The organism is Cellvibrio polysaccharolyticus, assembly GCF_015182315.1.
GTDB classification, from domain to species: domain Bacteria; phylum Pseudomonadota; class Gammaproteobacteria; order Pseudomonadales; family Cellvibrionaceae; genus Cellvibrio; species Cellvibrio polysaccharolyticus.
This window is the reverse complement of the sequence record NZ_PRDL01000001.1, coordinates 2,829,407-2,844,869: the sequence shown is the minus strand read 5'-3', so window position 1 is coordinate 2,844,869 and position 15,463 is coordinate 2,829,407. Positions and strand designations below refer to the sequence as shown.

Below are 15,463 nucleotides of genomic sequence, written 5' to 3'. Positions count from 1 at the left end.
GGCGAGTGTCGTTTTTCTGGAAAACCGGTTGCCCGATTTAGTTGATGTAACACGTGATCAGCAGCCGAAATTGGCTGACTGTTGCAGAAGTATTTGCCTGACTCGGTCAAATTTTGCGCGATTCTAGCGATTTCAAAATGCCTCTGCCAGCTTGTTTTTTGAGCATGGATAGGTTAGTCATACCCTGAAAAAAAGTGAGCGTTTAGCATTAATCCCTGTAAATTCAAGCTGTTGCAGTATAGGCGGGGTTTTGAAAATCCGCCTGGAAGAGGGTGAATTTAATTGTAAAAATGTGCGTTAAGTCTGATAAACCTGCGCCATTTTGAGAGGCATGCTATAAATTTTTATCTGCCGACAAAAGCTGCCTTAGCTGACCAGATCAAGTACAATTGCGTCCTTCTTTATATTCTCCCCCGATGCTTGAGGCTCGATCCCCTATGCTGATTTTGCGTGGCGCTCCCGCTCTTTCAAATTTTCGCACCCTGAAACTGTTGGCCGGACTGCAACAACACATTCCGTCCGTTACCGGTTTGAGCACGCAGTTTGTGCATTTCGCCGATGTTAGCGAACCGCTCGACGAAGCCCGTCAGGCGGTATTGGCGCAACTGCTGACCTATGGTCCGAAAACCGAAGGTGACGTCAGCCATGAAGGCCAGTTGTTTCTGGTACTTCCCCGTATTGGCACCATTTCTCCCTGGGCTTCCAAAGCGACCGATATTGCTAAAAATACCGGTCTGGAAGCGATTCGTCGTCTTGAGCGCGGTGTCGCCTATTTTGTTAGCGGTACTTTGAGTGAGGCAGATCGCCAGCAGGTTGCTGCGCAGTTGCACGATCGCATGGTGGAAACCGTATTCGGCTCTTTTGATGAGGCTACGCAGTTATTCACTCGCCAGCAGCCAGCTCCGCAAACCACGGTGGATATCCTGGGTGGCGGGCGCGCAGCGCTGGCTACCGCCAATACCGCACTCGGCCTCGCCCTGGCAGACGACGAGATCGACTATCTGGTGGAAAGTTTCCAGACACTGGGTCGCAACCCGGTCGATGTTGAATTGATGATGTTTGCCCAGGCCAACTCTGAACATTGCCGCCACAAAATTTTTAATGCCTCCTGGACCATCGACGGTGTTGATCAGGAGCGCAGCCTCTTCAAAATGATCAAAAACACCTATGAGCAGGGCGGTGAAGATGTGCTGTCTGCTTATGCCGATAACGCCGCGGTGGTTACCGGCCCGGAAGCCGGTCGTTTTTACCCGGACCCGCAAAGCAAGGTGTACGGTTACAACCAGGAAGCCATCAACCTGTTAATGAAGGTGGAAACCCACAACCACCCCACGGCGATTGCTCCTTTCCCGGGCGCCGGCACCGGTTCGGGTGGTGAAATTCGCGATGAAGGTGCGGTAGGGCGTGGTTCCAAGCCCAAGGTCGGCCTGAACGGTTTTACGGTATCCAACCTGCAAATCCCGGATTTCGTACAGCCCTGGGAGCAGGATTACGGCAAGCCGGGCCGCATTGTTACGCCGCTGGATATTATGATTGACGGCCCATTGGGTGGTGCTGCCTTTAATAATGAATTCGGCCGCCCGAACATCACCGGTTATTTCCGTACCTTTGAGGAAAATTTTGACGGTGAACGTCGCGGTTACCACAAGCCGATCATGCTGGCGGGTGGTTACGGCAACATTAAAACCGAACACGTCGACAAACCGCCTTTCGCGGCTGGGGCCAAACTGATTGTGCTCGGCGGGCCGGCGATGCTGATTGGTCTCGGTGGTGGTGCGGCGTCTTCCATGACGTCCGGTTCATCTTCCGAAGATCTGGATTTCGCCTCGGTACAGCGCCAGAACCCGGAAATTGAACGCCGTTGTCAGGAAGTTATTGATGCCTGCTGGCAGCAAGGCGATGCCAACCCGATTGCCTTTATTCACGATGTGGGCGCGGGCGGTTTGTCCAACGCCTTCCCTGAATTGGTCAAAGATGGCGGTTGCGGCGGCAAGTTCGAGCTGCGCAATGTGCCCAACGACGAGCCGGGCATGAGTCCGCTGGCGATCTGGTGTAATGAATCCCAGGAACGCTATGTACTGGCGATCAAACCGGAAGATCTGGCGCGCTTCGAAGCCATTTGTGCTCGTGAGCGTTGCCCTTATGCGGTGGTCGGTGAATCTACCGACGAAAAACACCTGCTGGTAAACGACAAACATTTCGACGCCAAACCGGTTGATTTGCCGATGTCGATACTGTTTGGCAAGCCACCAAAAATGCACCGCGTTGCCGAGCGCTATCAGGCACCGGTGACGGCTTTCTCTGCCGATAAAGTTGATCTCACCGAGGCGGTAGATCGCGTACTCAAACACCCGGCGGTAGCCAGCAAAAACTTCCTGATCACCATTGGTGACCGTTCGGTAACCGGCATGGTGGTACGTGACCAGATGGTTGGTCCCTGGCAAGTGCCGGTGGCTGATTGTGCGGTGACTACGGTGAGCTACGACAGCTTCCTCGGTGAAGCCATGAGCGTCGGTGAGCGCACCCCGGTAGCGCTGCTGGATGCACCGGCTTCCGGCCGTATGGCGGTAGCAGAAGCTATCACCAATATTGCTGCCACCCGAATTGAAAAGCTGTCAGACATCAAATTGTCTGCCAACTGGATGAGCGCTGCAGGCCATAAAGGCGAAGACGAAAAACTCTACCGCACCGTAGAAGCGGTAGGTATGGAGCTTTGCCCGGCGTTGGGGCTTACCATTCCGGTCGGTAAAGACTCCATGTCCATGCGTACCGCCTGGCAGGATCGCGGCGAGAACAAAGCAGTAACTGCACCGCTGTCATTGATTATTTCCGCTTTCTCACCGGTGCTGGATGTTCGCCAAACGCTGACCCCGCAATTGCGCACCGATAAAGGTGATAGCGAATTGCTGCTGGTTGACCTGGGTAATGGTAAAAACCGTCTGGGTGGTTCCATTCTTGCGCAGGTTTATAACCAGCTGGGCGATGTGCCTGCCGATCTGGATCAGGCAGAACAACTGAAAGGTTTCTTCAACGCGGTTCAGGCAAGCCTTGCGGCTGACGAACTGCTCGCCTATCACGACCGTAGTGATGGCGGCCTGTTTGTAACCCTGGCCGAAATGGCATTTGCCGGTCACGTGGGTGTGGATATTGACCTCGCAGATCAACAACTGATTGCCGCTTTGTTCAGTGAAGAAGCCGGTGCGGTGGTGCAGGTTTCCCGTCAGCACAGTGCCGCCGTGCAGGCGCGTTTTGCCAACGCCGGTGTGCCGGTACACGTGATTGGTCAGTTGAATAACGATGACCATGTGCGTGTGCGTCATCATGGTCAGGTGGTATTTGAAGCGGCTCGCGCTGCGCTGCAAGCGACCTGGGCTGAAACCAGCTTCCGCATTCAATCCCTGCGTGACAACCCGGTTTGTGCGCAGCAGGAATTTGATGCAATTACCAAAGAAGATCCGGGTTTCAGTGCGAAACTCAGCTTCGATATTAATGAAAATGTGGCCGCGCCTTTTATTAACACCGGCGTGCGTCCGCAAGTGGCGGTGTTGCGTGAGCAGGGCGTTAACGGTCATGTAGAAATGGCAGCGGCATTTGACCGCGCCGGCTTCCAGTCGGTTGACGTTCACATGAGCGATTTGCTGGCTGGTCGCGTATCGCTCGATGCCTTCAAAGGCATCGTGGCCTGTGGTGGTTTCTCTTACGGTGACGTATTGGGTGCAGGCGAAGGCTGGGCAAAAACCATTTTGTTCAATGAAAACGTGCGTGCCGGTTTCGAACGTTTCTTCCACCGTAATGACACTTTCACGCTGGGTATTTGTAACGGCTGTCAGATGGTTTCCAATTTGAAATCGCTGATTCCGGGCGCAGACCACTGGCCGCGTTTTGTACGCAACCTGTCTGAACAGTTCGAAGCGCGTGTCAGCCTGGTGCAAATTCAGGAATCGCCCTCGGTATTGTTCAAAGGCATGGCGGGTTCACATCTGCCGGTTGCTGTGGCACACGGTGAAGGTCATGCCGAGTTTGCCAATGAAGCAGCGCTGCGCGCTTGTAATGACAGCGGCACCGTAGCGGTACGTTTTATTGACAACCATTTGAAGCCGACAGAAGTTTACCCGGCTAACCCGAACGGTTCGCCATTTGGTATTACCAGTGTCACCAGTCTGGACGGTCGTGCCACGATTATGATGCCGCACCCGGAGCGTGTTTTCCGCGCGATTACCAACTCCTGGCACCCGGATGACTGGCAGGGCGATGGCGCCTGGTTACGTCTGTTCCGCAATGCGCGGGTTTTTGTGGAATAAGTTGTCAGGTTTTTACGGCACAGGGATGTGCCTGATTAAAGCGTTTCATTGAACAACCGGTTGCGTGGGCATGTTATTAGCGCCGCCAGCCGGTTTTTTTATTGTCTGTATTACTTTCTTTACCACTATTTTTTCTTCACAAAAGCGATAAAAAAGGAAGATTTATGAAAGCCAACGCTCCTGTTTTACTCCGTTCTTTACTATGGGTGTTATGCGGTTCCGGTTTTTTTTCACAAGCACTTGCTGACACTTTTCAGTGGCCGGGAAACGTGCGCGCTGCTGTTAATCTCGCTTACGACGATGCATTAAACAGCCAGCTGGATAATGCGATACCGGCGCTGGATCGTCACGGTTTCAAAGGCAGTTTTTATGTCACTATTTCCAGTGATGTATTGCATCAGCGTTTGCCCGAATGGCGAGCAGCAGCGGCCAATGGCCATGAACTGGGCAATCACACCATCTTTCATCAATGTTCTGCCTCCGGCCCTGGCCGTGAATGGGTAAGCCCGTTTTACGATCTGGATAAAACCACGCTGGAACAACATGTTGACCAAATTCGTATCGCCAGCCGTTATTTGCATGCGGTCGATGGTAAAACCGAGCGTACTTTTACTACACCCTGTGGCGATGTGATGATCGGCAAGCGTAATTATGTGGATGCAATTCGGGGCGATTTTGTCGCGATAAAGTCGCGCTTTGCCGGTATTGAAACCGATATGAAAGCGGTTGACCCGGCTTACGTCAGCGTACTGGCGCCTCACGATGTTTCCGGTGAACAGCTCATTGAACTGGTCAAGCAGGCCGAAAAAGCAGGTACTATGATCCACTTTACCTTTCATGGTATTGGTGGTGATCACCTGAGTATTACCAACGAAGCGCATGATACCTTGCTGAAATATCTGGCAGATAACCGCGATATTTACTGGGTTGATACATTTATCAACATAATGAAATACGTTAATGAGCAGAATGCACGTTAAGTACGATTGATGATTGCATTCACAAGATGACTCCGGAGGCTGAGTGAAAAAAGTGCAGGCTAAACAGGTGATATTTTTCAGATTTTTTTGTGCACTTTTTACGCTGCTGGCAGTTTCCGGTTGTTCCACCAGCTCCGGAGGAAAGTCATCGGCGGCGTTACCAGTAGCGGAAGTCGTCAGCGAAGACGGTTTTTTTGTGGTGCCGGGAGCCGATTTTGCGCGCTACCAGGGTGTGATTTTGCCCGAGTTGCAACTGGATGCGGTGAGTGGTGCCGGTGGTGTATTGCGTGCACTGAGCGATGATGAAAAATTTTTTTTCCGAGAACATTATCTGTCAGCGCTGATTCATCATTTTATTGCTGATGGCAGCTACGCTACGTCTTTGGATGCCGGGCGTGAAGTAATGACTGTGCGAGCGGCCATTGAACGCATCGCGCCGGTGCAACTCGATGTAACGGGAAATGCACATGCGCGCGCATTGGAGCGCTATCAGAACGAGGTGAACAGCCTCACCCTGAAAATTGAGTTGGTAGATTCTCTCAGCAATGTGTTGCTGGCACGCCTGGTGATGACCGGCTCTATTGGTATTTCGCGGGAGGATGGTAACTGGATGGCTAATAACCCGCAGATTGCTGCGGTATTTGATCAGTCACTGGCCACCTTGCGTATTCAGCTGAATGCGCTGGTATTGCAGTCGCCCTAAAATGCGGTGTGAATAAGTGGATGCCTTGTGCATCGCCATAAAAAAACCGGCCTTTGGGGCCGGTTTTTTCAAGCTCAACCTGTTTTTTCAATCAACGATTAGTGGTTGATTACCATTACATCGATATCCAGTGCAGCGATAATACGTTCAGCGGTATTACCACGACGGGTTGAGGTCATGCCGTTCTGGCCCATGGTACCCATAATCACCAGGTCAGCATTGATGTCTTCTGCAACGGCAGAAACTACATCGGACGAGTAGCCGTTGCGCACGTGAATACGGTTGGCTGGCACTTTGGTTTCATTGGCCAGACGACCGCGATCCGGGTAGTTCATGGAATCCAGATAACCGTTAACAACGTGCAACTCTGCGCCGTAAAGGTCGGCATAGAAATGGCCGTTCTGGATAATCAGGCGGTTAACTTCACGTTGCACATCGCGTTGTGCCTGCATGTTGATAGCAGCCAGAATAATTTTACGCTCGGTATGCGCGCCCGGACGAATCAGCACTACCGGTGAATTGGCCGCTTTCAACAGTTCCCACTTGGATTCACTGAAAGTGAAGCGGCTGTTGTTTTGCTTGGCGTGAACCGGCAGATAAATCAGGTCAGCGCCAAAACGCTTGGCAGAATTCACGATAGATTTTTGCCATTCGTTGGACCAGGACACTTCGATCAGGTATTCAATGCCGGCTTCTTCCAGCGGGGCACGAATGGTGTCGATAAACCACTGCTGGGTGCGGAAAAGGGTGTCATGGCTTGCGCGCAGATCAACGGCATCATGGTCAACCGCAACAAATACGTACAGGAAAGGTTTGGTTGGCTTCAGTTTGGAAATGATAATGGCTCGCTCGAGAGCGATGTGTTGCTCTGAGGAAGGATCAACGACAACGAAAAGCTTTTGTTGCTTGGACATAGCGGCTCCTGCTGGAATCCCGTTCAGGGGAAGTTGTTATTTATCAGTTTGGGCCTAGCATATCAATCGCCGTGAATTTTTTACAGCGGCAAACGCGATTCCTTATTGATATGGATTAAACTGCGCGTCATTTGTGATCTGGCAGGAAGAATGTCTATGACTCTGTTGAAAAATTATACGCTGGACGAGTTGTTTGTCGGGCAAACCGCGACCTTCAGCAAAACCCTGACCCGTGCTGACATAGTACTCTTTGCCAGTTGTTCCGGTGATGCCAACCCGGTGCATCTCGATGAAGCCTATGCTGCAACCACCGCATTTGGCGGGCCAATCGGGCATGGTATGTGGACTGGTGCGCTGGTTTCTGCGGCTATTGCCACCCGCTTGCCTGGGCCGGGTTCGGTGTATCGCAGCCAGACCCTGACCTTTAAAACCCCGGTCAAACCGGGTGATGAAGTGACTGTGCACCTCACCATTACCGGTATTCGCGAAAAAGTCCGGGTGGTTGAAATTGCTTGTGAAGCCTTGAATCAGGACGGCAAGGTGGTTGCCCGCGGCGTTGCCGAAGTAATTGCACCGGCTGAAAAGCTGGAAATTCCGGCCGCGGTGTTACCGGTCGTTCGCATTGAAGAGTGATCTATAAGTTTCAGGATTTGCCTTGCTCGGCACCGCAGCGACAAGATTCAATGTAAATGCAGGGGAATAATCACAATAAAAAAGGCAGCCATGGCTGCCTTTTTTATTACAAATAAAACCGTCGGTTTTATCGTTCGAGATATTGCAGTTTTCCGGGTACACCATCCCATTCGGCGGCATCTTCCGGTGAATCTTTCATCTCGGTGATGTTTGGCCACACCTGGGAAAGTTCGGCATTCAACTCAATGAAAACTTCCTGGCCTTCCGGAAGCTCATCTTCAGAGAAAATGGCGGAAGCAGGACACTCCGGTTCACACAGAGCGCAATCGATACACTCATCCGGGTTGATCACCAGAAAATTGGGGCCTTCATAAAAGCAGTCTACGGGACAGACTTCAACACAGTCTGTGTGCTTACATTTAATGCAATTTTCCCCAACTACAAAAGTCATAGGTGACCCCACAGGTTACTGATTTTAACGAGCGCGTATTTTAAACACCCTCAGCTGCTTTTGGTAGCGTTATTAAGGCTGGATTTGCAGTGTTTTTGCTCTGCAAACAGGGATGATTCTCGTTTAAGCCCCTGATATTGCAGAAATTTCAAAAACTGGTCTGTGTCGGCCGGGTATCGCCATCCTTTTAACGGTTGATAAACTTACCCGGCTAACGATGGATAAACCTGACTGGCGGCAAACGCCTAACGTCCGCGGTTCAACATTTCCTTAAGGCGATAAAGTTGCTCCAGCGCTTCCCGTGGCGAAAGATCGTCCGGGCGAATTTTTTTCAGGGCTTCCAGCGCCGGTTCGGGCAGCGCATCAAACAATCCGGACTGCTTGGGTTGCTCGCTAGCGGTAGTGACGGGCGCTTCTGCAGTTATTGTGGCGGGTGTTTCGATAGCCAGTGCGGTACTACCCGCTTCCAATTCTGCCAGTTGAGCTTTTGCCTGCTTCAAAACCACATCGGGAATGCCCGCCAACCTTGCCACTTGCAGACCATAACTTTTGCTCGCCGGCCCTTCCTGCACTTTGTGCAAGAAGACGATATTGTCGTGATGCTCTGTCGCATTCAAATGCACGTTGGCGGCGCTGGGCAGGCTTTCGGGCAGGGTGGTAATTTCAAAATAATGGGTGGCAAACAGCGTAAAGGCACGCACTTGTTGCGCAAGGTGTTTTGCACAGGCCCAGGCGAGAGAAAGACCGTCGAAGGTACTGGTGCCTCGCCCGATTTCGTCCATTAACACCAGGCTGCTTTCGGTGGCGTTGTGCAAAATGTTGGCGGTTTCGGTCATCTCCACCATAAAGGTGGAGCGGCCACCGGCGAGGTCATCGGAGGAACCGATACGGGTAAAAATTCGATCTACAATGCCTATTTTTGCCTCGGCGGCCGGTACAAAACTGCCGATGTGCGCCAACAGTGTAATCAGCGCGGCCTGGCGCATGTAAGTAGACTTACCGCCCATGTTGGGGCCGGTAATAATCAGCATGCGACGCTGTTCATTGAATAGCAGATCATTGGGCACAAAAGGTGCGGTAGTGACCTGTTCTACCACCGGATGGCGGCCACCGGTAATGTGAATGCCGGGTGTAGCGGTGAGTTGCGGCTGAACAAAGCCCAGCGCATCTGCCCGCTCGGCGAGGGTGGTAATTACATCCAGCTCGGCGATAGCAGCAGCGGATTCCTGCAAGGGAAGTAACTGCTCACTTAAAACATCGAGCAAGGCTTCATAGAGCATTTTTTCGCGTGTCAGGGCGCGGCTTTTGGCGGAAAGCGCCTTGTCTTCAAACTCTTTCAGCTCCGGTGTGATGTAGCGCTCGGCATTTTTCAGGGTTTGTCGGCGAATGTAATCGGCGGGGGCCTTTTCGGCCTGGGCGCTGGTGAGTTCAATAAAATACCCGTGCACGCGGTTGTAGCCGACTTTTAATGTAGAGATACCGGTGCGCTGGCGCTCGCGAGTTTCCAGATCAACGAGGTACTGACCGGCGTTGGTGCTGATATTACGCAAATCGTCGAGTTCAGCATCGTAGCCTTCAGCAATAACGCCACCTTCGCGGATCACCACTGGCGGGTTTTCAACAATCGCCTTGCTCAGCAAGTCCACCAGTTCGGGAAACACCGAAATACGGCTGGCAAGTGTGCCGAGATGACCGGCACTCAGCCGCTTGATCTCGCTTTGCAGCTCTGGGTAAGCCGCCAACGACATGGAAAGCCGTGATAAATCACGGGGGCGACTGGAGCGCAGCGCCAACCGGCCGAGAATCCGTTCCAGATCGCCGATATGTTTGAGGATGCCGTGCACTACTTCAAACTGATAGTTTTTGCGCAATTCTGCGATGGCGGTTTGCCGCGCAACCAGCGTATCCAGCGTGCGCAACGGGCGATTTAACCAGCGGCGCAGCAAGCGGCCACCCATGCTGGTTGCCGAGCGGTTGAGCACAGAAAACAGTGTATGTTCATCACCGCCGGCAAGGTTGGTATCCAGTTCCAGATTGCGGCGGGTGGCGGCGTCCATAATGACCGCTTCTTCACGGTTTTCGTGAATCAGGCTGCGCACATGGGGCAGTGCGGTGCGTTGTGTTTCCCGTGCGTAATTGAGCAGGCAACCGGCCGCCGCGAGGGCCAGCGACAAATGATCGCAACCAAACCCGGCGAGGTCTTTGGTGCCGAATTGCTGGGTTAACAGGCGGTGTGCGGTGTCCTGGTCGTATTCCCAAGGCCCGCGACGACGCAGCCCTTTACGGTTTTCAATCAGTTCAGGCGTGGTAATGTGGTCGCTGATCAGCAGCTCTGCTGGCGCCATGCGTTGCAGCTCACCCAATACCGCTTCGAGTGCATCGACTTCCAGCACCAGAAAACGGCCACTGGCCATATCCAGCGACGCAAGGCCAAAGCGGTCGCCCGCTTGATGAATAGCAACCAGCAGGTTATCGCGTTTGGAATCAAGCAGCGCTTCATCGCTAACGGTACCCGGGGTGACAATGCGCATCACTTTGCGCTCTACAGGCCCTTTGCTGGTAGCCGGATCACCAATTTGCTCACAAATTGCTACTGATACACCGGCTTTTACCAGTCTTGCCAGGTAACCATCAGCTGCATGAAAAGGAATGCCCGCCATGGGAATCGGTTCGCCACCGGATTTGCCGCGCGCGGTGAGGGTGACCTCCAGTAGTTCGGCTGCTTTTTTTGCATCATCAAAAAACAGCTCGTAAAAATCGCCCATGCGATAAAACACCAGCTCATGCGGGTGTTGCGCCTTGATTCGCAAGTATTGTTGCATCATGGGCGTGTGGACGGAGAGATCAGCTTCGGTCATCAGGCAGGGCACTCGTTGGTATTCGTAAAAAATTGCAGTGGTCGCAGAAAAATTCAGGAGAGGATTGTATGCTCTCGACCGGTAGGGTGCCAGTCTGTTGCACGGTGATCGGCTTTGTTGTGATGTTGTTGGTGGTCAATTGTTGGGATGTGAAATGAATCCGTCTATTGTTGAAAAAAGCCAGTCCCTGGGCAAGGCGTTGGCTCAGGTCCGTTGGCGTCTGGTTACCGCAGAGTCCTGTACCGGTGGCGGTGTTGCTGCGGCGATTACCGCTGTGCCTGACAGTTCGCGCTGGTTTGAATACGGTATTGTCAGCTACGCCAATGCGGCCAAGCAAAAGCTGCTGGGTGTGAGTGAGCAGGCACTGACTCACCATGGTGCAGTCAGTGAGCCGGTGGTGATTGAGATGGTGGATGGCGCCCTGGCGCTTTCGGATGCCGATATCGCCGTATCGGTGAGCGGGATTGCCGGCCCGGGCGGCGGCACTGCCGGGAAGCCGGTTGGCAGCGTATGGTTTTGCTGGGGAACCCGCGATGGCCGACGTATAACCCGTCTTCATCACTTTGATGGTGACCGGCTTGGTATTCAGGAGCAGGCTATCATGGCTGCACTGGATGGGCTGGTTGACTGGATGTCTCACGAAAATACTGTATAAAACAATAGTACTGTTTGCGTATACAGGTTTTTGGTGTATGCTTCAGCGCATCGGCTACCACGCCATTTCAGAATTAACCTAATCGCCACATCAGCTAATTGAGGTGTTTAATGGACGCAAATAAAGAAAAAGCCTTGCAGGCCGCATTGAGCCAAATTGAACGTCAATTCGGTAAAGGAACGGTAATGCGCATGGGAGACAAGGAGCAGGTGGCCATTCCGGCAATCTCTACCGGGTCTCTGGGGCTGGATGTGGCATTGGGAATTGGTGGTTTGCCGAGAGGGCGAATCATTGAGATTTATGGCCCGGAATCGTCGGGCAAAACTACCCTGACCTTGCAGGTCATTGCAGAAGCGCAACGGCTGGGCGGCAATTGTGCCTTTATTGATGCCGAGCATGCGCTGGATCCTATTTACGCCGGCAAGCTGGGCGTAAAAGTCGAAGATTTGATTATTTCCCAGCCGGATACCGGTGAGCAGGCGCTGGAAGTTACCGATATGCTGGTGCGCTCCGGTGCGGTTGATGTATTGGTTGTAGACTCTGTTGCTGCCTTGACACCGCGCGCCGAAATTGAAGGCGAAATGGGTGACCACCATGTTGGTTTGCAAGCGCGTTTGATGTCGCAGGCGCTGCGTAAAATTACCGGCAACATCAAAAATGCCAACTGTCTGGTGATTTTCATCAACCAGATTCGTATGAAAATTGGTGTGATGTTCGGCAACCCGGAAACTACCACCGGCGGTAATGCACTCAAGTTCTACGCTTCGGTGCGTCTGGACATTCGTCGCATCGGTGCGGTGAAAGAAGGCGAGGAAGTGATCGGTTCCGAAACCCGCGTCAAGGTTGTTAAAAACAAGGTTGCACCGCCGTTTAAACAGGCAGAATTCCAGATCCTCTATGGCACCGGTATCAATCGTCAGGGTGAAGTGATTGATTACGGTGTGAAGCTGGGAATGATTGATAAGGCCGGTGCCTGGTACAGTTATCAGGGCAACAAGATCGGGCAGGGCAAAAACAACGTCATGAAGTTTTTGAACGAAAACCCCACCATTGCCCAGGAGCTTGAACAGCGTGTGCGTGGCGAACTGTTAGCCAGTCAGGCGTTGTCGCTGAGCCCGGGTGATGCTGAAACCGCTGACGAAGAAGCCTAAGACAATGGCGGTTTGTAAAAAGTAACAAATCGCCAGTTTTGCTGTCCAAAGCTTGTCGGAAATGCCTGAACTGGCCACGACAGGCGAGTTGTAAGCAATTGTGGAATATCTTGCGGGAACAGACGCCTGTCGCTATGCTGCCAGTTATAACATTACCTTTATTGAGGTGCAGCAATGAGCTATTCAAGGTGGGCTTTAATCGGTTTTCTCGCAGTATTAATGGCGGGTTGTTCCAGTGGCCCGCGTGTAACAACAGATTATCAGGCCGGTTATGATTTCGCCGCGCTGAAAAGTTTTACGATTTCCGAAGTCAAGCAGGACACCAAAGACAACCTGTTGATTTCACCCTTTACGTTTTCGCACATCGAAAACGTTATTGCTCAGGAGCTTGGTCAGCGTTACGCATCCGTTGCGGCTGGCAGTCAGGATTTCACCGTTAACTTTCACGTAGTTATCGAAGAAAAACTGGACCCGGGCACTTATGATCGTGTGTATGGCTACGGTTATTACGGCAGAGGCTACCGTTATTATCCTTCGCCCTTGTTTTACGGCTCTACCGGCGCACCTCGTGTGTACAATCAGGGCAGTTTGATTGTTGACCTGGTCGATGCAAAAACTGAAAAACCTATCTGGCGTGGCGTTTCTGAAAAGCGTTTACGTCAGGGGCTGACTCCGCAAGAGCAGCGGGAAGTATTGACCAACGCAGTTCGTGAAGTGCTTGCCAAATTTCCTCCGATCTAGGTCGGCGTTTCAGTGAGTTTGACGACGCTGCTAAAAAGGCAGTTAGTTTGGAAAATGGCCGCTATTGCGGCCATTTTTTATGCATAAAAGGCTTTGGATTAAATCACGCATGAACAATCCGGATGACACGCCAACCCCGGCAATGGTGAATATTTCTGTGCTGCGCATGGCAGCGATGAATCTGCTCGCCATGCGCGAGCACTCCCGTGCAGAGCTTCATAAAAAGCTTTCCCAGCGTTTCGATAATCATCCTGGCGTGGATGATGCGTTAAACCAGCTGGCCGCCGATGGTTTGCAATCGGATAGTCGTTTTGCCGAGGCGTTTACCCGCATGCGTTTTCGTCAGGGCAAGGGGCCGCGCCGGGTTACTCAGGAATTGAGTGAGCGCGGTATAACGGGTAGCTTGGCACAGACTGCCTTGTGGGAGCAGGAGCTGGATTGGTTCGACTTGTGTTTAAACACCAGAGCCCGCCGTTTTGGTGAACAAGCGCCAACCGATCTTAAAGAGAAGGCACGTCAGATTCGTTTCCTGCAATACCGGGGTTTTGATTCCGAACAAATCCGGTATGCTCTCGATGGACAAAGTCAGTAATCGACAGTTTCTTTGCGCGCAAAAATGACAGCGCTGTCCATTCCAATTAAGCGGACTGCGTCCAATATCCTGTTGAAAAAACACCATTTATTCTCTCCTTGTTGGTTAACCAGTGTCATTCCTTGTTAAATAGTGTTAACTCCTCTGCTGCGTTATTACCTCTGAAATTTCCTGTTAATTTTTTGCTGTTGCAACACAGCCTTGCTGTAGCTGATTTAGCAGCTATTCGGTTGATTTATCGCAGCGGCAAAGCCTCGTATTGACGATCTTTCGCCCGTGGCTGGTCATCATCAAAATGTCACCCGGCGTGTTATATTTTGTGGTGTTTTACGCTCTAACCCTTGCAAGTGTTGCCATTTCAACGGTTTCAGATGTCTTTTAATAATTTATCAAGGTGAGAGAAATATGCCATTGCATTCCCTGCGGGCAGTGACCTTCTGTATTCTGGTGTTATTAATGTGCCCGTTGAGGCTTTTCGCGCAATCCGAACCGGACGTGATTGTTCAGCGCGCCACTCTGCAATCCTTGCAAACCCGTCTTGAAGCATTGGGCACAGTGATCGCCAATGAATCCATACGTTTAACCTCCAACGTCACCAAAACCGTAACCAGCATCAATTTTGAAGATGGGCAGCGCGTCAATAAAGGTGACGTACTTGTCGAGATGACCAGTAACGAAGAACAGGCATTGCTGGATGAAGCACGTTTTACTCACGAAGAGGCACGCAAGCAACTGGAACGGGTGCGCTCCCTGGTTGATCGCAATGCGGCATCCCGTTCCTTGCTGGATCAACGTCAGCGCGAATATGAAGCCGCCGGTGCCCGCTACCTGGCGCTGGAGTCGCGTTTAAAAGATTTGCGCCTTGTGGCGCCTTTCAGCGGTGTGGTTGGTTTGAGAAACATCAGTGTTGGTGCTCTGGTATCACCGGGTGATCTGATCACCACTCTGAATGACGACTCACGCATGAAGCTGGATTTCACGGTACCGTCTATTTACCTGAGGAGTTTGCAGATTGGTCTGCCCATTAAAGCGCGCAGCCGTGATCTTGGCGACTTGCTGGTTGAAGGTGAGGTTTTCAGCATCGACAACCGCATCGACAGTGTTACCCGCGCGATTACCGTACGTGCCATTTTGCCCAACGAGCAGCAAGAGCTGAAGCAGGGCATGTTGATGAGTCTGGAATTGTTTGCTGACCAGCGGGAGTCGCTGGTGATTTCCGAGTCGGCGCTGGTGCCGTTGGGTAATCAGAATTTTGTTTTTGTTATTCGCCCGGAAGAGGGCAAAACCCGTGTTGAGCGTATCCCGGTAACTATCGGCCAGCGCTTGCAAGGTGTGGTGGAAATTCTCGCCGGGCTTGAAGCCAACGATGCCGTGGTGACTCACGGGTTACAAAAAATTCGCACCGGGCAGTTCGTTAATATCATCGCCGAGCAAACCGGGCGGGAATCCCTCGCTGATTTATTAAATCAGAAACACATCTGAGG

12 protein-coding genes are annotated in these 15,463 nt (G+C 52.1%); 9 read left to right on the top strand and 3 right to left on the bottom strand.

All coding sequences use genetic code 11. The features are described 5' to 3' along the window. The first annotated feature begins 437 nt into the window (after window positions 1-437). From purL to C4F51_RS12160, 3 genes are all read left to right on the top strand, one after another. Entirely contained in the window at window positions 438-4,301 is a 3,864-nt protein-coding gene (gene purL, locus C4F51_RS12170) for a phosphoribosylformylglycinamidine synthase (RefSeq protein WP_193910161.1), read from the top strand. A gap of 164 nt (window positions 4,302-4,465) precedes the next feature. Continuing rightward, the gene (locus tag C4F51_RS12165) at window positions 4,466-5,281 is read left to right on the top strand and encodes a polysaccharide deacetylase family protein (RefSeq protein ID WP_193910159.1); all 816 of its coding nucleotides are present in this window, start codon (window positions 4,466-4,468) and stop codon (window positions 5,279-5,281) included. Between the two features lie 43 nt (window positions 5,282-5,324). Beyond that, complete coding sequence (locus C4F51_RS12160) at window positions 5,325-5,984, top strand: hypothetical protein (protein WP_193910157.1); 660 nt, start codon at window positions 5,325-5,327, stop codon at window positions 5,982-5,984. Window positions 5,985-6,082: 98 nt separating this feature from the next. On the opposite strand, the gene C4F51_RS12155 is transcribed toward C4F51_RS12160, so the two are convergent. Then, on the bottom strand, window positions 6,083-6,898 hold the full coding sequence (locus C4F51_RS12155) for a universal stress protein (RefSeq protein WP_193910155.1): 816 nt from the start codon (window positions 6,896-6,898) through the stop codon (window positions 6,083-6,085). Window positions 6,899-7,054: 156 nt separating this feature from the next. On the opposite strand from C4F51_RS12155, the gene C4F51_RS12150 reads away from it, so the two are divergent. After that, the gene (locus tag C4F51_RS12150; protein ID WP_193910153.1) at window positions 7,055-7,531 is read left to right on the top strand and encodes a MaoC/PaaZ C-terminal domain-containing protein; all 477 of its coding nucleotides are present in this window, start codon (window positions 7,055-7,057) and stop codon (window positions 7,529-7,531) included. Between the two features lie 127 nt (window positions 7,532-7,658). Here C4F51_RS12150 and fdxA read toward each other — a convergent pair whose 3' ends face one another. Next, entirely contained in the window at window positions 7,659-7,982 is a 324-nt protein-coding gene (gene fdxA, locus C4F51_RS12145) for a ferredoxin FdxA (RefSeq protein WP_193910150.1), read from the bottom strand. 245 nt (window positions 7,983-8,227) lie between these two features. Next, on the bottom strand, window positions 8,228-10,840 hold the full coding sequence (mutS, locus tag C4F51_RS12140) for a DNA mismatch repair protein MutS (protein ID WP_193910148.1): 2,613 nt from the start codon (window positions 10,838-10,840) through the stop codon (window positions 8,228-8,230). A 154-nt stretch (window positions 10,841-10,994) separates the two neighbouring features. Here mutS and C4F51_RS12135 point away from each other — a divergent pair, with 154 nt between their 5' ends. The 5 genes from C4F51_RS12135 to C4F51_RS12115 all read left to right on the top strand — a co-directional run bounded on the left by C4F51_RS12135 (window position 10,995) and on the right by C4F51_RS12115 (window position 15,461). Continuing rightward, on the top strand, window positions 10,995-11,495 hold the full coding sequence (locus tag C4F51_RS12135) for a CinA family protein (protein ID WP_193910146.1): 501 nt from the start codon (window positions 10,995-10,997) through the stop codon (window positions 11,493-11,495). 110 nt (window positions 11,496-11,605) lie between these two features. Continuing rightward, complete coding sequence (recA, locus tag C4F51_RS12130; RefSeq protein WP_193910144.1) at window positions 11,606-12,646, top strand: recombinase RecA; 1,041 nt, start codon at window positions 11,606-11,608, stop codon at window positions 12,644-12,646. A 174-nt stretch (window positions 12,647-12,820) separates the two neighbouring features. Continuing rightward, window positions 12,821-13,387 (top strand): DUF4136 domain-containing protein, encoded by a 567-nt coding sequence (locus tag C4F51_RS12125; protein ID WP_193910142.1) that lies wholly within the window; start codon window positions 12,821-12,823, stop codon window positions 13,385-13,387. Between the two features lie 79 nt (window positions 13,388-13,466). After that, the gene (locus tag C4F51_RS12120; protein ID WP_235992328.1) at window positions 13,467-13,979 is read left to right on the top strand and encodes a regulatory protein RecX; all 513 of its coding nucleotides are present in this window, start codon (window positions 13,467-13,469) and stop codon (window positions 13,977-13,979) included. A 405-nt stretch (window positions 13,980-14,384) separates the two neighbouring features. Next, a complete protein-coding gene (locus C4F51_RS12115) occupies window positions 14,385-15,461 on the top strand; it encodes an efflux RND transporter periplasmic adaptor subunit (protein WP_235992327.1) in 1,077 nt (358 codons plus the stop codon). Window positions 15,462-15,463 lie beyond the last annotated feature (2 nt).